This window comes from Gemella cuniculi DSM 15828, from assembly GCF_000425665.1.
Lineage (GTDB): Bacteria > Bacillota > Bacilli > Staphylococcales > Gemellaceae > Gemella > Gemella cuniculi.
The window spans coordinates 20,165-40,014 of sequence record NZ_AUDW01000022.1; the positions used below are offsets into that span (position 1 = coordinate 20,165).

Genomic DNA, 19,850 nt, shown 5'->3' on the forward strand with positions numbered 1-19,850 from the left:
GATGTTCCTCTGCTAATCTAAGTATTAATAATGAACATTTTGTAAAAAAGGAGAAAGATAATGAGCAAAATCATTGAAGCGATTACTAAGTCGCAATTAAGAACAGATATTCCTGAATTTAAAGCTGGGGATACAGTAAGAGTACACGTACGTATCGTTGAAGGTGGACGTGAGCGTATCCAACAATTTGAAGGAGTAGTTATTAAACGTCGTGGTGGTGGAATTTCTGCTACTTATACTGTACGTAAAATTTCAAATGGAGTTGGTGTTGAAAGAACATTCCCAGTACATACTCCAAAAGTTGAGAAAATTGAAGTAGTACGTAAAGGTAAAGTTAGACGTGCTAAATTATATTACTTACGTAATCTACGTGGTAAAGCTGCTCGTATTAAAGAAGTACGATAAAAAGAATTTATAAAAAGCCCTATTACATCAAGTTTTAGGGCTTTTAATTTTGAAATAGTAACTATATTGTAACTACCTACCACGTATTAAAGAAATAAGATGAAAGTAAGACGGATTTTAAACCGTCTTATATTTATACTCCTAACTCATTTTTCAAAGCCTGCTGCAATACTTGCGAAAAATTAACCTTTCTTTCTTTTCCTAAGTCTACCAACCATTTTGGTAAAGTAACCATTTTATTAACTGATTTATTTTCTTCTTTACGTCTGACAAATTCAGTATCAACATTGATTAATTGTAATTGCTGATTTTCGTTTAAATTACTTTGTAATTCTTGATAAGTACTTGATTTAGGTATATTCTTTTTTTCATCTTCCAACACTAATAAATAACCCTCTAGTGCGTCCTTACTCATATATAAAGCTTCTTCCAAATTATCTCCAAAAGTGATACATCCTTTTAAGTCTGGAAATGTAATATCTATATAGTCATTTTCTTGAGTAAATACTGCATAATACATATATTTCATGTGCTAACCTCCTAAAAGTCAAGGGTCTTTATTTTAAGCCCGCTTGTTTTAATATCTTATCTGCTGTACCTTTTGGTAAGTCTTTTTTAGGGTGTGGTACAGTAATAAGATAATCTTTGTTAGGGTGCTTAAAATGGTGGGGACTGCCTTTTATTCTGACTTCTTTCCAACCTAGTTTATTAAGCTGTTTTATTAATTCTTTCGAACTCATGAGTTTTACCTCCTAACAATATATATTATAACATATGTTAAAACATATGTAAAATTTTTAATATAATTTTATAACAACATTTTTTCGGGCATTATATTTTATACCTAAGCAATTCTAAGCATTATATATATTTTTTACCTTAGCATTTCTTAGCAATTTTTATCTAAATATTAAGTTTTGCATAGTTTCCAAAAGATACTTATTGATATAATAACCTTTATAATTCTACTTAAAATTAAAAAGCTTTTATTTGGGTTTTAAGCTGTGTATTTTATCGTTGGTAGTTTTCCCCAATCAAAAAACTTTCTGAAAGGCTCTGACGTTTAAATTATGAGGTGTTTTTTTGTGTTATTGCTAGCAAAATGGAAAAAATAAAAAAACATTGCTAATATTTAGTAGCAATGTTAAAAATTTATAAAAGGTTTTTATTTTTTTAATAAGGGAAAAACAACAGTTTTGGCAAAGTTCACTATCATTATATCATGTTTTTAGAAATATAGATACGTGCTTTATTTATATTACTTTCAAAAATATCAAAATAGTTAATACTTACTTTTTCAACAATGTCGTTCATTTCTTTTATTTCTTTGAAAAAATCATCATGCTGTTTTTTCTGTTTCTCGTCTAGTTTTTTAGCTTCGTTTGTTATTTCCTCTAATTTGCTATTAATCAAACTTTTTAAATTCTCATTAAATGTCTTTTCTTCGTTCTTTTCTTTTTCGTTCCGTTTTTTTGCTAAATAGTCGCTTATTACTTGAACTTGAGAATTACAGAAGTTTTCTTTTTCTACTTTGATATTTTCTAAAATTTCTACCAATGATTTTACTTCTTTTTCTAATTCTTCTATTTTTGTAGATTTATCTTTTCTTTCTTGAATTGTACTAACTTCTGACTTTTCCACCTGTTCCAATTCGTTTTTCTTCTCTTGATATTCATTTTCAAGATTTGAAATATCACTATTATAGCTATTTAATTTTGATTTTATTTCTTGAATTTCCATTTTTATTATCTCCTATATATTTAATTTTTTCAATAACTCTTTATACATATTATCCTTTACATTTTCTTTGTTTTTTTCTTCTAATTTTTTAAAATCTCTTGTATCTCCATAGGGTGTTTTTTTAAATTCTATTTTTTCATCTAGATTAGTAACATTAGTATACAGTGACCACTCCCCGTTTTTAAAATAAATACCAACCTCTTTTACCATTGTTTGCACCTCCTATATTGATTTTTACCGTTATTTATAGTATAATGAAAGTAATAAAAGAAGTAATCTTGTTCCCCTTAATCACTTTTGGTGATTGGAATGATGGTTACTTCTTTTTAGTTAGTAAACTTACTAATGAATTTTCACGTTTTACTATAACTGTGTCAACTTTTCTACGACCGCTTTTATATATACTATATAGTTGATTTAAAACTTCTTTATCGCTAAGTTTTGTTTTCGTCAAATCTAATATGAAATTATCTGCTTGTTTTTTTGATTTTCTCATATTATTATCTATTACATTTTTACCTTCACCCTCAATTTCTTTCAAATCAAATTTTTTATTCTTAATTATGTAATCAGGTGTAGGAATTCCCAGCGGATAATTTACCCTAGGTACCATTTGAACATGAGTACCTAATTTATTAGCTAACCATTCAGCTACTTCTTTTTCTTTTTTAGAATAACTTAAAACAACATGTTTCTCATCAACAAAATACTTTATTCCACTATGTTCCCAATATTCCATATCGGTTACTTTAGGTTTATCAAAACTTTTCAACCATTTAGTTTTTACACTTTTATAAGGCAATTCTTTTGTTTCTTCTTTTTTATCATACCTTACTTTTTTTGTATGAACATCTTGCCTTACACCTTTTTTAGAAATATATTCAACAGTACACCTGCAATTCCTATGCCGCCTGTATACATCTCTATCCTATTGATTTTTCGCGCGAGAAAAAATGTACAGTGACGGCGTGAAGGTCAGCCGAAACCGAGGGGAGGGAGTCACCCCCCCATAAACCTTGATAAATCAATGTTTTTGAAATTATTCTTCTTCAAAACCTTGATAAATTAGGTTTTTTAGACCAAAAATCACTTTTTTTACATTTTTTTCGATTTTTTTTCAATTTTTTTGTGATTTTCATTAAAAATTGTATATAATTCTTCTTTTATCACCTTTAATTGCCTTTGTACTGTTCTTTCAGATGTATACATTATTGTTGATATTTCTTTTATTAAAAAATTTCTTGTTTATCTCAACTCAACTATTTTATACTTGAGTTCATTAGTTTCTTTTAAATGATTTTTGTAACTATCTAATAAGTTCAATACGTTTCTATCTTTTTCATAATCATAGTCGCTAAACTTACTAATTAGATTATTATCATACTCATTACTATTATTGTTGCTTATAAGATTATCATTGTTATTATCTAGTTTATTGATTAAATATATTTCTAGTTGTCTTTTTATTTTCTTATGTGCTTCTAAATAAAAGTCTATATCGTTAAGGGTGTATTTAAAATCATACATAAGCTATCTATTTTCGGCGATATAGTACAGCTGTAACGCTATCATGTGCGTATTGAAATGCTTTTAATACTTTTCTAATGGTGTGCGTTGTACCTTGTCCGTTTAATATATTATCGTTGTTTATTAATTCACTTTTCATTACTTCAACTAGTTGGTTTGCTTTATCATCTATTCTCCTTTCACGCAACAGAATATTTTCAAGGTTATCAACTAATGGTTTAGCTTGTTTATATAGTTCTTCTATTTCTTCTGTAATTGAATTTTCAATTTCTTTTATTTTTGAAAAGTATTCATCGCCATTATATATGGGTTGATTCAGGTTTTCAAGTCTATTTTGGATAAATTCTTTTTCTTTCTTTTTTTCATCGATTTTTGTTTTTATTTTATTGAAAGTTTTAAAATCATTGTTTCGCTCTGCTTCTGTACGTTCTTTTATTAAATTACTGATTTCATTTTGATTTTTTTGTAACTCTTTTTTTACTTCTTCTTTTGCTTTTTCTCTATCCTCAATCAAGCTATTTATTTCTTTTTCTAAGTCTTCTATTTTCATTTTTTTTAATCCTTTCTTTTTTCTTACTTAAAATTACAAGCCATTTAAAAGCCGTTTAAGCCGTCTATTTTTATTTTTGATTAATATATTAGTCTAACAACTTACTACGTTGATATTTTCTATCGATTTTGACTTTTAACGGCTTGTTTGTTTTGTTCCACCTATTTCCTCAATTGCCTTTTTAGTTTCGATAATTTCATCTAAATAATTAAGATTAAAGCTATAAGGCCTGTTACTGCTCTTAACCTTATCACGTGAATAGTCCATGGGTTTTATTTGGTTAGCTTCTGATTGTAACTTTTCTAACAACTCAAGTCTATCTTGTAAGATTTCTAACAACATTTGGTTTTGGTCTAATGAGGTAGTCTCGTTGTTCATTCGTTGTTCAACTGCTTTTTTCGTTTTTCGTTCACTGTTCAACCGTGGGGTGGTTCTCTCATTCTCATCTTGTTTAATTAGTCCTTTCTTTTCTAAATAGTTGTTTAATTTCTCAATATGCTTATTTAATACCCTAAGTTCAGAAGCGGTTTTAATTTGCCTTTTCATTTCAATAAATATAGTTTTCACAATTTCTTTATCTTCATCAGTAATTGAACTTAAATATCCGTCCACCGCTTCCGTTAGTTCCTCGGTGGGGTTGTCTAAATATTTCTCAATCAAGTTATTTAATTGTGAATATCTCATTAGTGCTTTTCTCCTATATGTAATATTGCTTTAGTCGGTTCTTTCCTAACACTTTCAGATATATATTTAATATCTAGCAATAACTCATCTTCTGCTAATTCCTCTTGTATATATTTATTAACACAAGTAGTAAGACTGTAAAACTTCTTAGGTCTTCCGTTGATTTCAATTAATTCTTCTGTTATTTCTTCAACTCTTTTTATCATTTAATCACCACCTTTCTATTTTTTAGGGAACTTTTTAAGAATACTATTACATCAACGTTTATAAAGGTTTTTCCTTTTTTTGTTCCATAAAGTTCACCTAATTTTTGCAACAGTGAACCTTGTTCAGCTTTGGTAATATAATGTTTTCGCTGCAAAAAGTTCGCAGTTCCCTTTTTTCGTTTAAATTCTTTTTTATATTATGTATATGTATTGTAAGACTATTATTTTTATTTTCTTATTAATTTAATAAAAATAAAAGAACCGTGAACTTTTTAAACCATCAATGTTGTTATACCAGGGTTTTGAGTCGGTTCACTTTTCGTTTTTTTTAGTGAACTTAGGAGAACTTTTGGGGAACTTTCTTTTATTTGCTCTTTATTTCTTGCATTAAACTCAACCTACTATCTCCAACGTGTAACATATCAACTAGATGTTTTCCTAACATATCGAACCTTTTCAATTCCTCCAAGTGGGCTAAATTATATTTAGCTTTTTTTGTAACATAATAATAATCGTTATTCTTAAATATTTTGTTTAACCGTTCTTCTACCTTTTTAACAGGTCTTTTTAATGAGTTATAACCGTTATCGTGGCAAAACTGTTCATAGTCAACCTTTAATATATTAGTAGGTATTCTACTAATATGGTGTAAATTCCTATCAACATAATCAAGAAAATAGGCGTGGATACTGTCATTATCCTTTCTGTATTCCTCTACAACATCTTTTACTACTTTTGGTATTGTGAAGCTCTCAAAGTCTAAATGTAAAGCCTTATATAGTGCGTATTCAAGTATTATCTTATTATTTAACTTATTATCTTTTATAGATGTATCTTCCTTACCTTTAAAATCAGCATTGAAAGGGACAATTAACAACCTTTCCAGTACTGCGTCCGACTTTTCTTTAATGGCTGGTAACTGATTACTATTAAACATTAATAATGTTTTAAAATCGTAGTATCGAACATCTTTATTTTTTCGCTCGTATGCTATTACTTCACCGCTTGCTATTGATTTTATTTTATCAACCTCATCAAGTGGCTTTGTTCCAATCTCATCAGCATAGTTACATATTTTACCCTCTAGCCCTCCAACTCCAAAACGTTGTTGAATTTCGTGGGGTGTTATCGAACTTACATTATTAGCACCTATTAAATTCACTATAAAACTTTGAAATGTTGATTTTCCATTTTTCCCCCCTCCGTACATTATGGCAATTTTCCGTCTAGTCTTGTTAGGATTAACCGCTTCATTGATTAACTGCCAAAGTAACTCTACTACCTCACTATCATTACAAGCAATTTCATTAAACCAGTTATCTAGATTAAAAAATTTCACTTTTGTTGCTTCGTAGTTCTGTAATGCTTTAAAATTATAATGAGTGTCAACCTTTGCTGTAATAAAATACTTAGGGCTAAACGGCTCTAAACTCTTATCATCAAGATTAAAAATTCCATTCCCTACAGCTATTGTGTTAGGATTTCTGACAGGTCTTTCAAAGTTTAATTTAGTTTTCAAACCCTCGACTATAGCTTTAACATTATCTAGCTTATACCTATACTCTAGTTTTATTATAGCTTTTTTTAATACATCTTCGTTAGGGGTGTAAATACCTTTGTCAAAATCATAGAAATATAATAATGCTGTTTGTTCATCGTATCCACCATATTTACAAGGTAATAACTTTATTATCTTATTAGCAATAGTGTAATGTTGCATTAATGGCACTTTTTCAACTCCAGTTTTTTCGTTTACAGTCGTATGTTCTTCTCTCCACTGTTGCCCTATTATATTAAGTCTATAATACAGTTCGCTGTTAGATATGATTTCGCTATTTAACTTATATCTGACTAGATTAATTAAATTCTTATCCTTAGTGGCTTTTACTTTTTGCCAGAATGTATATGATTTTGGATTATCAAGGAAATACCTATTATTATCACCATAACTTTTTATTGCGTGGTTAATCTTAGCTAAATTATCATTAATGTATTCATTTTTAAAGTTAGGGTCGTTATTAGCTAACAGTTCTGAACACTCCAAAGCTATGTCGTAACTGATTTCTTTTTCGCAAACTGCTCTAGCTAATGCTAGTAATACGCTTAAACATCTATCGTATGTGGCTTCATTGTTGTATAGGTTATTATAATCAACCTTAATATATTCTATAAATATTTGGTAAAAATCATCATTCATTAGGGTATTAGGGTATTCATCTTCACTTGGGTGATGTTCTTTTTTGTCTTTAACTACTTCTTTTTTAACAGCTTCTTGAACTGGGAAAGGCGTACCCTCTAAATGTTTTATACTAACTGGCTTGATACCTCTAACGGCAATCGGGCCACCTTGTAGTTGTGCCCACGTCTTACTACTATAGTCATAATTCAAACCTACTAATTTCATTACTGCCTTAATTGTCGGTTCGTACTCATCTTTTAAAATGTTTTTATTAGGTTCTAATATAAGCCTTAATCTCGGGTTATCATCTCTATGAGAAATAGTTGAGTATAAGTAGTATATAAACCCCTCTAATGCTCCTGTTACACTCTCAATAGCTTCTTGTGTAGTAACTTTGGTATCTTCAATGTCTATTATTATTAAATCTCTGAATTTTAAACTTTCATTACTTCGCTTATATGTACCATCCTCACCTGTCTGTATTTCTCCACTAATGAAATATATCATTTCATTTTGTTTGTATTGCTTCTTGTCTATATTGGTGTCTATCGTAGGTAAAAAACTATCTGCTAATATCTCTATCGGTTTCTTCCCAACTACTTCTACTTTGCTTAGCTTATTACTCTTAACCCCTATTTGTTTGAAGATTGCCAACTATTCCACCACCTTGTTGTAATAACTATTAAGTAACTCGTTTTGTATATTTTCAATAGATTTAATTAAATCTCTAACCAGTATTAATAGAGTTTCGTATTTTTCTTTCTCGACTAAAAAGTCGATATAATCATACTTATCTAGCTTCACAATGTCGTCATAACTCTTTTGGTATAGGTTTTTACCCAAGGTCTCTATGTAAGTATATATGTATATATCCAACAGGTTGATTGCCTCTTCTGTTTTAATGTTTATATCTTCTAATTTCGCTATCATTTTTAATTTCCTTTCGATTATTACTAAAAAACATATTGCAGTATATTATAGAAAAACTTGCAATGTTCTCGTTACTTTATTCTAAATTTTGGCCATGCTCGACTAATAAAGTTTTTAATTTTTCGTTAAGTAAACAACTTAAATTAAAGTATTCTGATTTACCTAACGTTGTTTTTACAAGAAGTTCGGTAGCCTTGTTTTCTTCGTTAAGTGTTGATAAGAATTGTACTATTAAAGCAAATACCTCTTTGAAACATTCCAATTCTCCGATTAATTTTTCATATTCTATATAATAATCATGTTGAGCCACATATTCCACCTCATCCATCTTTCATTTAGTTATTTCTGTTAAAATTTGTTTATTTATAAATTTTCGTGTTACCTTATTAATCTGTTAAATTTTGGCAATAGGGTAGCAAGTTTTTTTATTTTGTCTTTGTTGTGTATATCATACTAGAGTATTGCAGTACTCTTCATTTACTTCTTTAATACGTGGTAGAGGGATTATTTATAATTGATGTTCTCTTAAAAAGTTGTTTACTTCGCTTTCTAAATAAATGTATTGCCTACCAACTTTTGTTGGCCTAAGTCCTTGCTTGTTAAGTTCTATTAATGTATCAACTCCGATATTTAAAGATTGGCACAATTCTTTTTGGTTATAACGTTTATCTTGTTGTAAGTCCGCCAAACATTCCCTAATAATTTCTTTTATCTCTTCTTTAAGTGCTGTTTTAAAATTTTCTGTTAGCATTGTGTCCACTCCCTATCCATGTAATATATCCATTAATAAAGCTACTGCATAAGTTATTAATATTGTAATAGGTGTTAGGATTATAAACGCTCCTAACGTGTTTTGTAATAATTCTTTTGTTTCTTTATTTTGACCTGAGTCGGTAAAACGCCTTGTCAGCTTAGCTAATTCTTTTCTAGTTAGTCCCTTAGCGTTCCTATAGTCTTTTAGTTTTTTCATCTTTTTTGTTCCTTTCTCATTAATTTATGTTATAATTAAAGAAAGTATTTTTGTTAAATACTTCTTTTAAACCTTTTAAACTGCTTTAAGTTGGTAGCTTGTCAGTTTAAGAGGTTTTTTTATATTTCATCTTGATTTTTTTCTTTGTAAAAATCTACTGCATACTTGTTGTTTTCGTACTTGTATTCTCTTTGCCTTAATTCAATAGCTTTTAGTTTGTCTTTTGTAATAGTAGTACTATTAAATATAATCTTGTCTAGTTCCTCGATAACGTTAAGATGTGAATATATAATCTCACGTTCAACCGCTTCAAATTCTGCACTAGATTTATACTTGTTTATTATCTTTTCATCTGTAACTACTAGATTGATATAGTCTTGATTTTCACTATCATATTGATATATAATTTTATTCTTTTTCGCTAGCTTCCACATTTTAGTTTTAACGCTGTTATAGTTATAATCAACATTGTAATGTTTATATATCTCTTTAAGTGAAGTGGTTGGGTTTTCTTGTAAATAATCGTGTATTTGTTTTAAACTCATTTTTGTTTGTTTCATGTTGTTAGCTCCTATTTTTATTTTTTATTCTTTGTAATAAATATTTCATATATGTATCTAAAAAATGATGTACTCCTCAAACTGCGAACTTGTCGACAAACTCCCAAAACAAGTCGATATTAGTATATAACATAATTTTTAGCGTTGAGTAGTTGTCTTGAGTTTGTTCTAGTTCTAAAATCTCAATCACTTTATTTATATTTATTCTTTCTACTGCGCCTGTTACTATATCAAACTGCAAGGGTTTTTATATATCGTTATATTTATTCGATACTTGGTATTTACTTTCTAATTCATCTATTAATTGTAGTGTTCGCATGTTGTTATCTACTATTTTGAGTATTTTTTTCTACTTTGTATTTAAAAAAATAATTCCTCTATGTTTGTACTTGGAAAATAAGGTTTAAAAAAGTTTAATAACGCTACTTTTTCGGCATCTTTAAACGGTGCCAGTCCTCTTTCTTTTCTTCCATAAACAATTTTATTTATATTTAAAACTTCGCTTATCTCTTTTTGTGTTTTCCCTAAGGCTTCACGATATGCACGAACTTTATTTATTTTGATTCCTTCCATTTGATTCACCTCCTATATTAGTTTTTGAGTATTTTTTTCTACTCTACGATTAGATAATAACACTACTTAAGGAAAAAGTCAACACTTTTTGAGTTCTTTTTTCTACTTTTTTCGTTTATTTTTTCACTTTATTAGTGTATAATGTAAATATAAAACAAGTTTAGAGGACGTATAAATATATGAAAATAAACATAAATAAAAAAGCTGTTGGCGGACGTATCAAACAAATAAGGACAAATAAAGGTTATACCTTGGAAAGCTTCGGTAAACTATTCGGTGCTAGTAAAAGTAATGTTCAGAAGTGGGAAACTGGTTTTACTCTACCCAATAAGGAAAGGTTAGCTAGTATTTCTAAAATATCTGATATCACAGTGAACGAACTTCTATACGGCTCTATTGATGAATTTGTCACTAATAATTTTGAAAACTTGGTACTAGATAGTCAATATCCTTATCCAGCTTCATTTGATGTGTGGAAAATCTCAAGAAGATTTAAAATAGATAGTGAAGAATTTTCTATAGATGTGAATGATTTATCAAGGCTACAACGATTTTTTAATAGCTATGTTAATGAAGAAGTGGAATATATATTAAAAGAAATACATATCTATTGTGATTACTTTCTAGAAAACAAAGAAAAACTTGGGAATACTTACCTTGGACATATGCAAAGTATAAATTTACTAGATAATACTAGAAATGTGCTTGAAAGGTCTTTTAAATTAGATTTAGAAAAGCACCATTTTTACGACAGTTGGGATTTTTTAGACTATTCAACATATGATTTTAAAGATAAGATAAAACTTTATGTGAAGTACTATCCATTACTAAAAGAATTGTATAATAAAATGAGAATTTCACATTATGATGAAAAAACGGATATAGAAAAAATAAAAAATGAGTATAAGTCTTGGGACGTTATACTGAAAGATTATAATCAAGACGAACAACAGATAATACTTGAGTTTTTCGACAAATTAGAAAACAAAGGTACTATTATAAAAGAAAATGACTTTGACGAAGTCAAGAAGATAGTTACTAATAGACTTGATGAAGTAGAACAGAATGGAAAAGAAAAAGTCGTTATAGATTTAACTAATGATATAGTCAATTACTATAAAGGTAAGTGAAAATAAAAAAACATTCAACATGTGCAATATTTCCCACGTGCTAAATGTGAATTATATTATATATTTCTATACGTTATTATTCAATTATTTTGTTCAAAAAAGTATAATTTTATTTTCTGTGTTTTTCTATGTGTTTCTAAACTAATTGTCACTCTTAAATAATAGATATAAATAAAAAAGTAAAAAAATGAGGGTAAATAATTGACAATATTTAAAAATAATACTAAAATATACACAAGAGGTAAGCATATAGATAGCCTACTTTTAGTTCATAAGGGGCTCTATGTGTGCAATACACCGTGTATATTTTAAATATATACGGTGTTTTTGTTTTAATTTAAAGGAGAATAAACGTGAAACCTTTTAAAAATTTAGATGAACAATTACAAATTTTAGAAGACAGAAATCTAAAATTTGAAAATAAAGAAAAAGCTAAACGGTATTTACTCGAATATAATTACTATAATGTTGTAAATGCTTATAGTAAATTTTTTATAAATACTGATACAAATACATACTATAATAATGTATATTTTGAAAATATCCTTGAAATACACCATTTTGATAAAGTAATAAAAACAGTTATCTTTGAGGGGATAATAGAAGCTGAAAGGCACTTCAAGTCGATTTTAGCTTATTGTTACTGTAAACATTTTAAAAATGATTTATATTCATACTTAGACATAAAAACTTATGCTAGTAAAGATATTATAAAAGTAAGTAGACAAATTTCTAATTTTGCTAATACTTTAAATAAATACAAAGAAAAAATAAATAATAACTCTATAAAACATTATTATAAAGTTCATTCAGTTGTACCGTTTTGGGTTTTAGTTGATTATCTAACACTTGGAGAAGTTACCTATTTTTATAGCTTATTGCCTGATAAAATAAAAAATGATGTTGCTAAGGAAATGTCAAAATTTGTTAAAGATAATTTAAATACTAATTCAATTAAAGATGTACACTTCAATATAATACAAAAAGGATTAGAAAATCTTACTGAATTAAGAAACATAACGGCACATAATAATAAAATGTTAGGCGCTAAACTTAGAAATGATTTACCTTTCTATTATAATTTACATACCCCTCTAGATATTCTTAATAGTGATAATAGACAAAGTATTTATAACACTATACTATATCTTAAATTTTTTATTAATTATAAGCAATATGCAAAAGTTAACAACACAATAAGAAAACGAATGATTAACCTTAAGATAAAAATAAAAAATGATAGTTATACTGACAAAGTATTTTCATCTTTAGGGTTACCGGCTGAATTAGATAAAATAGTATTGAAATAACAAAAAAAAGCACCTGTAAAAAACAAGTGCTGAAAAACAAAAATGATATATGTTAACAAAATACATATAAGACCTAACAATATAATGTCATTATATCATATTTATGTAGTATTTTCTACTTGAAATTAAAACACATTTTAAGCGCTTCTAAGCGTTCAGATATTTAAGAGGTAATAATTTTTACTTTTTGAAAGGTTCTAACGTGGACGTGGTAAGCTGTATTATGGAAATATCTCCCCTTTTTTCCGTTTTGATTTAAAAATCATAGTCCAAAATGGAAAAATCAGCTATATTTTCCATTATCATTTATTTCTTTAATACGTGGTAGGTACTAAAGAAAGGAAAAAGAAAAATGATTAAACAATACACAAAAAACGGAAAGAACTACTATAAGTTTAGAAATATATACATAGGTATTGATACTACAACTGGTAAGGTAATACAACGGTCAAAATCAGGGTTTAAAACTAAAAAAGAAGCAGAATTGTACATCGCAAGGCTGCGAACAGATTTCGAAAACAATATTTACTTAAACAATAATATCACTACATTTAAAGAATTATTTGAGTTATGGTATGACGGTTATAAACATACTGTAAAAGAAAATAGCTTAATAACCTCTAATGCTGTATTTAAAGTAATTTTAAAAGAATTTGAAAACTGGCCATTAAAAAAAATAACTCCAACTTACTGCCAAAAAATTTTAAATAAATGGTATAAAGAATATAAAACTTATAAAAAACTAAAATCTTATGTTGTAAACATTCTTAACTATGCTATTGATTTAAAACTAATAACTACCAATGCTATGGCAATTACTAAAACTCCAAAACAGATTAAAGAAATAAAAGACAATAAAGAAATATATTACACAAAAGAAGAATTACAACGATTTTTTGAGTTGTTAGAAAGTTCAGAAGAATATTACACAATAGTTATGTTTAGGTTATTAGCTTTTACCGGTATGAGAAAATGCGAGTTACAAGCCCTTGAGTGGACAGATATTGATTTTACAAACAGCACCATAAATATAAATAAAACACTTGCTTATAATTTAAAATACGAACTTATCTCTCAAACTCCAAAAAGTGTAAGTAGTATAAGAAAAATAAGTATAGATAATAAAACCAGCCAAATGTTGCGAAAATGGAAAATACAACAACGTGAATTATTATTTAAATTAGGTTACCATACTAATAAAAAACAGCCTTGCTTCACTAATCTAACTACTAACACTTATTTTAAGAAAAATTATCTCAATTATCGACTTAATGCCATCTGTGAAAAACACAACTTTAAGAAGATTAAAATACATGGGTTTAGGCACACCCATTGTAGTTTATTATTTGAAAGTGGAGTTAGTATCCAGGAGGTACAAGAAAGGCTAGGACATTCAGATATTAAAGTTACAATGAACATTTACACACATGTAACAGAAAAACAAAAAGAAGAAGTCGGCAACAAGTTTCAAAAATACGTTAACTTTTAAAATAGTAACTACACGGTAACTATATTTAAAAATTAACTGTTATTGATAGGAAATATAAAAAATAAAAATGTTGATGTAATAGGGTTTATCAACGTAAAATATTTCATAGAAAATAAAAACTTAAAGAAGTACGATAAAATTATTAAAAACCTGGAGCATATAAGTTCTAGGTTTTTGTTTTTGTCTAAAAAAACAAAAAACTGATTATAAGGCAGAAATATTTTCTCTTACCTAATCAGTTTTTTTATTTTACCTATTTTTCATTTTTATTTTTATTTTCCTGTAGGAGTAAACTACCAAATTCATTACTACACTCGCAAAGAATATTGGCATATAAACATTTAAAAATGATACTCCAACTTCTTTACCTTGAACTATCTTAAAGTATATACCCAAAAATAGAACTAAAAGTGCTATTGCATTTATCAAAAGTGGTGATAACCATAATTTTTTAAAAGCTATGTTCATAATGTAAGTTATAAACCATGATCCTAAAATATACCATTTACTATAAGTATACCAATACGCAAGTAAAAATAAAATATTCATTATCTTAATTCCGCTAAAAACCTTGAAGTAATTTCTTGTGGTCTTGTTATAGCTCCACCAACTACAACACAATGTGCCCCAGCCTCTAATGCTTCTTTAGCTTGTTTAGGTTCATGAATTTTCCCTTCTGCTATGACAGGAATTTTTACATTTTTTACTATCTCTTTTATCAAATTAGAATCGAATTTTTTGGATTCCTTAGTATAAGGGGTATAGCCATTCATTGTAGTTCCTACATAATCTACTCCTGCTTTTTCCGCTTCAATAGCTTCTTCTAAATTCGAGATATCAGCCATAAGTACTACATCTGGATATTTTTCCTTAATTTCTTTTACGAATTCACTTGGTGTTTTCCCATCACCACGTTCTTGTAAAGTACAATCAAGTGCAATAATATCAGAACCAACGCCCACTAATTTATCAACTTCATCCATAGTAGTCGTAATATAAGATGCATAACCTGGATAAGATTTTTTTATAATTCCAATAACAGGCAAGTTAGTCTGCTTTCTTATCTGTTCAATATCTATAATTCCTTGTGCACGAATAGCTTTGACTCCTGCATTTTTCGCAGCTTGTGCCATAAGGCACATTACTCCACCGTTTTCTTTATACAGTGGTTCTCCTGGAAGTGCTTGACATGATACTATCAATTCACCTTGTAAATATTCAAATAACTCTTGTTTATCCATAGATTTATCCTTTCACTGCTCCTAGCGTTACACCTTGTGTAAAATAATTTTGGAAACATATAAACACTATAATCATTGGTAAAGATGCCAAAGATGCACCAGCCATCAATAATCCATAATCATTAGAAAATTCTTGTCCTTGTGCTAATGCCGCAAGCCCAAGTGGTAATGTAGACATATCTGGTGTATTTGAAAAAATAAGTTGTGAAAAATAATCATTCCAACTAGCAATAAACGTGAAAATTGCTAAAGCGCCTATACCTGGTTTAATAATTGGTAATGCTATATTGGTAAATGTTCTAATCTCTCCACATCCATCTATTCTAGCTGATTCTAATAATTCTCTAGGAATTGCTTGAGAAAATTGTCTCATTAAAAATACTCCAAAAGGCCATCCTACGGCTGGTAATATAAGTGCATAATATGTGTTCATTAAATTAAGCTCTGTTATTAGATTTAACAAAGGAATCAATATAACTTGTTTAGGTAACGCCATAGCTGCAACAAATATCATAAAAATAATTTTTACACCTGGAAACGTTTTTTTTGCTAAAGCATACCCGGCTAATGCTGAAGTTGCACACACCAAAAACGTTGTCATTACGGAAATAAATACTGAGTTAAAAAACCATCTTAATGTATTTGGTGTGAATAATTTTTCATAATTTTCTAAAGTTGGAGATGTTGGCCACCATTCTGGAGGAATAGTAATCGCAACATCCTGAAGTTTAAATGACCCAGTTGCTATCCAATAAAACGGAAAAATAAAAAATATAGTTAATCCTATCAAAATTATCATGGATACAATTTTAAAAATACTAATGTTTTTCATACTAAAATCTCCTTAATCATCCTCACTAGATAAGAACTTAAATTGTAAAATCGAAATTATGCCAATAATAATAGCAAGTATAATTCCCATGGCACTAGCAACACCATGATTACCATTTTTTATGGCAGCTTCGTAGACTAAATACATTATTGTACTCGTTCCATAGTTTGGTCCTCCTGCAGTTAATAGCTGAATCAAAGCAAATATTTGGAACGAGTTAATTGTTGTTACCACAACTATATACAGAGTTGTAGGTTTTATCAAAGGCCAAGTTATTTTAGTAAATACTTGCCACTTCGTTGCTCCATCTATTTCAGAAGCTTCCAGCAATTCTTTGGGTACATTTCCCAACGCCGCTACATATAAAATTATAGGTTGTCCTAAAGAAGTTGTAATAAGTATTGTTATAATGGCGTACAATGCTGTTTTAGGATTTCCCAACCAGTCAATATTTTCATTTATTAAATGCATAGATTTAAATACATAATTCAATATTCCATATTCTGGATGATAAATCCAAGCCCATACAACAGTTACAGATACAACTGATGAAATTGCAGGAATATAAAATACTCCACGGAAAAATGATCTCACTACTGCACTCTTATTATAAATAGTTACAGCCACAAAAATAGATATAATTACAACTATTGGCACAGCTACAATCGTAACAATAACCGTATTAACTAATGATTTCATAAATGGCTCATGTATGGTTGCACCATTTCCACTAAAAAGTAAATCTGAATAATGTTTTAAACCAACAAAAACTGGATTTTTTTTAGCAAAACTATACAAAGATAATTGTAATCCACGTAACATTGGAACTAAAACAAATGTTATAAAAAATAAACTAACTGGTAGTATAAATAAATACCCACTATAATCTATTTTTCTTTTTTTCTTTATAGCTCTCATAAGACCTCCTCAAATAATAATTATTTTATGGTATAAAAAAGGGATAGAAGCAAATCTATCCCTTTTGTTAAATTATAATGCTTCTTTTATAGTTTTGTCTGCATCTGATACAAATTTATCTAAACCTTCTTTTGGTGTAGTTTTTCCATTTAATACACCTTGAACCATGTTAAACCAAAGCGGTCTCATTTTAGCAAATCCTGGTATAGTATTATAATATGGCCCATATTGTTCTGTTAAACTTTCTGCAAACTTAAGTTCCTCTGAATCATATAAACCTGTTTCTCCTTTTTTAGCTGAGAAATTTCCAGATGCTAGTAGAGTACGTTTACCCCAATCCTTATCATTTATCATAAAATCAACGAATTTTTTAGCTGCATCCGCTTTTGCTTTATCACCATTATCAAAGATAGCTGGTCCTGCTACTAGGTATTCATACTGTGCTTTTCCTCCACTATTTGGGAATGGTAAAAACTTATAATTGAATCCAGAAGCATGTGAAGCTGCTGTCCCTGGTGAGAAAAGAATAGTGGTTGCTGCACGACCAGACTTAAACGATTCTAATGCGTCTTTACCTTCTAGTGCTACCCCTTGTCCTAATAGACCATCATCATACGCTTTTTTTACCCATTCTAATCCTTTTACACCATTTTCATCGTTTATAGTATATTTTGTAATATCTTTATCTGTAATCCAAGAATTATAAAGGTTAGATACAAAAGCTCTTGGCCCTTGATCACCAGCTTGTGATTTAGTATAAAATAACGCTGGATTGATATTTGGATCTTTTTCTTTTACAGCTCTTAAGAATTTTTCGTACTCTTCTACTGTCCAACTTCTATCTGCTTTATCTAATGGCAGCAAATGACTTACACCTAGTTTATCTGTTAAATCTTTGTTTACTCCCATTAAGAAAGGTGCAACACCTTGTGGATACATATAAAGCTTATCTTTATAGGTCGATGCTTTCACTGCTGCATCATTTAATTTTGATGTATCAACATTATCTAATGGAACTAACAAGTCTTTTGCAGCCCATGAAATAACTCTTCCTGGAGCATCATAAATTACATCTGGTGCCGTTTTTGATTGAATTGCCGTCTCAATTTTAGCTGGTCCATCTGTAAACTCAATTTTTTGATAGTTTACTTTAATATTAGGATGTTTTTCTTCAAATGCTTTTATTAATGCGGCATCATAATCCTCCGTTTTAGTAAACTCCTTGTCTTTTGTAAATTGTGGAAAATCCCAATAAGTAATTTCTACTTTTTGATTGGGATCTGAGGTTTTTTCTTCTTTTTTACCTCCCACACACCCTGTAAGAACAATAGCTGTTGTAGTAATTACAGCCAATATTTTATTTATTTTTCTCATAATTGAGTCCTCCTTATTTTTATTTATAAAATTTAACTCCTTAAATTATTTTTACCTTAATCCTAAAATAAAACTCTAATCTAGTATACTTTTTTCTGTTTGTGCATCAAAATAGTGTGCTCTATTCATATCAAGTGCAAATGTTATTTCATCACCCATTTTAATATTTTGTCTCGAATGAACTATCGCTTTTACATTTTCTCCATTCAAATCTGTATGAACTATATATTCTGAACCTAATAGCTCTGCAACGATTACTTTCGAAGTTATTTTAGAGTGCGAATATGTTTCTAATACTAGAGGATCATTTGAAATGTTCTCTGGTCTTATTCCAAGCACCACTTCTTTTCCTTCATAGCCTAAATCATTCAATTTATTATAATGTGCTTCTGGTATTTCTATTGAGCCTCCATCTTTAGTCAAAAAGTTCTTATCAACAATTCTCCCATGTAAAAAATTCATTGTTGGTGCTCCTATAAAACCAGCTACAAAAAGATTCTCTGGATGATCATATATTTGCTTTGGACTACCTACTTGTTGAACAACACCTTTTTTCATTACAACAATTCTATCAGCCATAGTCATAGCTTCTGTTTGATCATGAGTTACATATATAGTTGTCGCTCCAAGTGTATTATGAATTTTTATTATTTCGGCACGCATATTACTTCTCAATTTTGCATCAAGATTAGATAAAGGTTCATCCATCAAAAAAACTTTGGGACTTCTAACTATAGCACGCCCTAATGCTACCCTTTGTCTTTGACCACCAGACAATGCTTTTGGTTTTCTATCCAACAATTCTTCTAAACCTAAAATTTTAGCAGCTTCTTCCACTTTTGCTTTTATTTCTTCCTTAGGAACTTTTCTAAGTTTTAGGGCAAATGCCATATTATCAAAAACAGTCATATGTGGATATAGCGCATAACTTTGAAATACCATAGCTATATCTCTATCTTTAGGTTCAACATCATTTACTAATTTTTCTCCTATATAAAACTCTCCTTTTGTAATGTCTTCCAATCCCGCTATCATTCTTAGCGTTGTTGATTTACCACATCCAGATGGACCTACAAACACAACAAATTCTTTATCAGCTACTTCTAAATTAAAATCCGTTACAGCACAGAAACCATTATCATATTCTTTATATATATTTTTTAGTGATAAACTTGCCATGTCAACCTCCTAATTTTTATATTATATATTTAATGTGTCAACCACATGGTAGC

General features: G+C 28.9%; 28 protein-coding genes. 4 read left to right on the forward strand and 24 right to left on the reverse strand.

Going from position 1 to position 19,850, the window contains the following annotated elements:
• Positions 1-60: 60 nt before the first annotated feature.
• Positions 61-405 (forward strand): 50S ribosomal protein L19, encoded by a 345-nt coding sequence (gene rplS, locus H612_RS0102785; protein WP_027130076.1) that lies wholly within the window; start codon positions 61-63, stop codon positions 403-405.
• A gap of 133 nt (positions 406-538) precedes the next feature.
• On the opposite strand, the gene H612_RS0102790 is transcribed toward rplS, so the two are convergent.
• From H612_RS0102790 to H612_RS0102880, 18 genes are all read right to left on the reverse strand, one after another.
• Positions 539-934, reverse strand: coding sequence for a type II toxin-antitoxin system HicB family antitoxin (locus H612_RS0102790; protein WP_027130077.1), 396 nt, complete (start codon positions 932-934; stop codon positions 539-541).
• 28 nt (positions 935-962) lie between these two features.
• Positions 963-1,145: a type II toxin-antitoxin system HicA family toxin gene (locus tag H612_RS0102795; protein ID WP_027130078.1), complete on the reverse strand. Its 183-nt coding sequence runs from the start codon at positions 1,143-1,145 to the stop codon at positions 963-965.
• A gap of 475 nt (positions 1,146-1,620) precedes the next feature.
• Entirely contained in the window at positions 1,621-2,145 is a 525-nt protein-coding gene (locus H612_RS0102800; protein ID WP_027130079.1) for a hypothetical protein, read from the reverse strand.
• Positions 2,146-2,157: 12 nt separating this feature from the next.
• Entirely contained in the window at positions 2,158-2,355 is a 198-nt protein-coding gene (locus H612_RS0102805) for a hypothetical protein (RefSeq protein ID WP_027130080.1), read from the reverse strand.
• 106 nt (positions 2,356-2,461) lie between these two features.
• Positions 2,462-2,947: a CdiA C-terminal domain-containing protein gene (locus tag H612_RS0102810; RefSeq protein ID WP_027130081.1), complete on the reverse strand. Its 486-nt coding sequence runs from the start codon at positions 2,945-2,947 to the stop codon at positions 2,462-2,464.
• Between the two features lie 443 nt (positions 2,948-3,390).
• Positions 3,391-3,672 (reverse strand): hypothetical protein, encoded by a 282-nt coding sequence (locus tag H612_RS0102825; RefSeq protein WP_027130082.1) that lies wholly within the window; start codon positions 3,670-3,672, stop codon positions 3,391-3,393.
• A gap of 7 nt (positions 3,673-3,679) precedes the next feature.
• Positions 3,680-4,222, reverse strand: a complete 543-nt coding sequence (locus H612_RS0102830; protein ID WP_027130083.1) for a hypothetical protein — start codon at positions 4,220-4,222, stop codon at positions 3,680-3,682.
• 135 nt (positions 4,223-4,357) lie between these two features.
• Positions 4,358-4,834 carry a hypothetical protein gene (locus H612_RS0102835; RefSeq protein ID WP_156882777.1) on the reverse strand — a complete coding sequence of 159 codons (477 nt, stop codon included), beginning with the start codon at positions 4,832-4,834 and terminating at the stop codon, positions 4,358-4,360.
• A gap of 71 nt (positions 4,835-4,905) precedes the next feature.
• A complete protein-coding gene (locus H612_RS0102840; protein WP_027130085.1) occupies positions 4,906-5,112 on the reverse strand; it encodes a hypothetical protein in 207 nt (68 codons plus the stop codon).
• Entirely contained in the window at positions 5,109-5,267 is a 159-nt protein-coding gene (locus H612_RS09855) for a hypothetical protein (RefSeq protein ID WP_156882778.1), read from the reverse strand. The genes H612_RS0102840 and H612_RS09855 overlap by 4 nt, the downstream gene beginning before the upstream one ends.
• Before the next feature lie 209 nt (positions 5,268-5,476).
• Positions 5,477-7,945 (reverse strand): DNA primase family protein, encoded by a 2,469-nt coding sequence (locus H612_RS0102850; RefSeq protein ID WP_027130086.1) that lies wholly within the window; start codon positions 7,943-7,945, stop codon positions 5,477-5,479.
• On the reverse strand, positions 7,946-8,221 hold the full coding sequence (locus H612_RS0102855; protein ID WP_027130087.1) for a hypothetical protein: 276 nt from the start codon (positions 8,219-8,221) through the stop codon (positions 7,946-7,948). It lies immediately after the preceding gene.
• Positions 8,222-8,297: 76 nt separating this feature from the next.
• Entirely contained in the window at positions 8,298-8,531 is a 234-nt protein-coding gene (locus tag H612_RS0102860; RefSeq protein ID WP_027130088.1) for a hypothetical protein, read from the reverse strand.
• 198 nt (positions 8,532-8,729) lie between these two features.
• Positions 8,730-8,972 carry a helix-turn-helix domain-containing protein gene (locus H612_RS08975; RefSeq protein ID WP_035500228.1) on the reverse strand — a complete coding sequence of 81 codons (243 nt, stop codon included), beginning with the start codon at positions 8,970-8,972 and terminating at the stop codon, positions 8,730-8,732.
• A gap of 12 nt (positions 8,973-8,984) precedes the next feature.
• Positions 8,985-9,191, reverse strand: coding sequence for a hypothetical protein (locus tag H612_RS0102870; protein WP_027130090.1), 207 nt, complete (start codon positions 9,189-9,191; stop codon positions 8,985-8,987).
• Between the two features lie 119 nt (positions 9,192-9,310).
• Positions 9,311-9,751, reverse strand: a complete 441-nt coding sequence (locus tag H612_RS0102875; protein ID WP_027130091.1) for a hypothetical protein — start codon at positions 9,749-9,751, stop codon at positions 9,311-9,313.
• Between the two features lie 76 nt (positions 9,752-9,827).
• Entirely contained in the window at positions 9,828-9,992 is a 165-nt protein-coding gene (locus tag H612_RS09860) for a hypothetical protein (protein ID WP_156882779.1), read from the reverse strand.
• A gap of 119 nt (positions 9,993-10,111) precedes the next feature.
• Positions 10,112-10,324 (reverse strand): transcriptional regulator, encoded by a 213-nt coding sequence (locus H612_RS0102880; RefSeq protein ID WP_027130092.1) that lies wholly within the window; start codon positions 10,322-10,324, stop codon positions 10,112-10,114.
• Positions 10,325-10,503: 179 nt separating this feature from the next.
• Between H612_RS0102880 and H612_RS09510 the strand changes: the two genes are divergently transcribed.
• From H612_RS09510 to H612_RS0102895, 3 genes are all read left to right on the forward strand, one after another.
• Entirely contained in the window at positions 10,504-11,454 is a 951-nt protein-coding gene (locus H612_RS09510) for a helix-turn-helix domain-containing protein (protein WP_027130093.1), read from the forward strand.
• Between the two features lie 353 nt (positions 11,455-11,807).
• Entirely contained in the window at positions 11,808-12,764 is a 957-nt protein-coding gene (locus tag H612_RS08985) for an Abi family protein (protein WP_051210107.1), read from the forward strand.
• Between the two features lie 352 nt (positions 12,765-13,116).
• On the forward strand, positions 13,117-14,253 hold the full coding sequence (locus tag H612_RS0102895) for a site-specific integrase (protein ID WP_027130094.1): 1,137 nt from the start codon (positions 13,117-13,119) through the stop codon (positions 14,251-14,253).
• Between the two features lie 249 nt (positions 14,254-14,502).
• Here H612_RS0102895 and H612_RS0102900 read toward each other — a convergent pair whose 3' ends face one another.
• The 6 genes from H612_RS0102900 to H612_RS0102925 form a co-directional block, all read right to left on the reverse strand.
• Positions 14,503-14,802 carry a hypothetical protein gene (locus H612_RS0102900; protein ID WP_027130095.1) on the reverse strand — a complete coding sequence of 100 codons (300 nt, stop codon included), beginning with the start codon at positions 14,800-14,802 and terminating at the stop codon, positions 14,503-14,505.
• Positions 14,802-15,494 carry an N-acetylmannosamine-6-phosphate 2-epimerase gene (locus H612_RS0102905; RefSeq protein ID WP_027130096.1) on the reverse strand — a complete coding sequence of 231 codons (693 nt, stop codon included), beginning with the start codon at positions 15,492-15,494 and terminating at the stop codon, positions 14,802-14,804. The genes H612_RS0102900 and H612_RS0102905 overlap by 1 nt, the downstream gene beginning before the upstream one ends.
• Positions 15,495-15,498: 4 nt before the next feature.
• Entirely contained in the window at positions 15,499-16,326 is an 828-nt protein-coding gene (locus tag H612_RS0102910; protein WP_027130097.1) for a carbohydrate ABC transporter permease, read from the reverse strand.
• A gap of 12 nt (positions 16,327-16,338) precedes the next feature.
• Positions 16,339-17,244: a carbohydrate ABC transporter permease gene (locus H612_RS0102915; protein WP_027130098.1), complete on the reverse strand. Its 906-nt coding sequence runs from the start codon at positions 17,242-17,244 to the stop codon at positions 16,339-16,341.
• A gap of 72 nt (positions 17,245-17,316) precedes the next feature.
• Complete coding sequence (locus H612_RS0102920; RefSeq protein ID WP_027130099.1) at positions 17,317-18,618, reverse strand: ABC transporter substrate-binding protein; 1,302 nt, start codon at positions 18,616-18,618, stop codon at positions 17,317-17,319.
• Positions 18,619-18,693: 75 nt separating this feature from the next.
• Complete coding sequence (locus H612_RS0102925; protein ID WP_027130100.1) at positions 18,694-19,797, reverse strand: ABC transporter ATP-binding protein; 1,104 nt, start codon at positions 19,795-19,797, stop codon at positions 18,694-18,696.
• Positions 19,798-19,850: the final 53 nt, after the last annotated feature.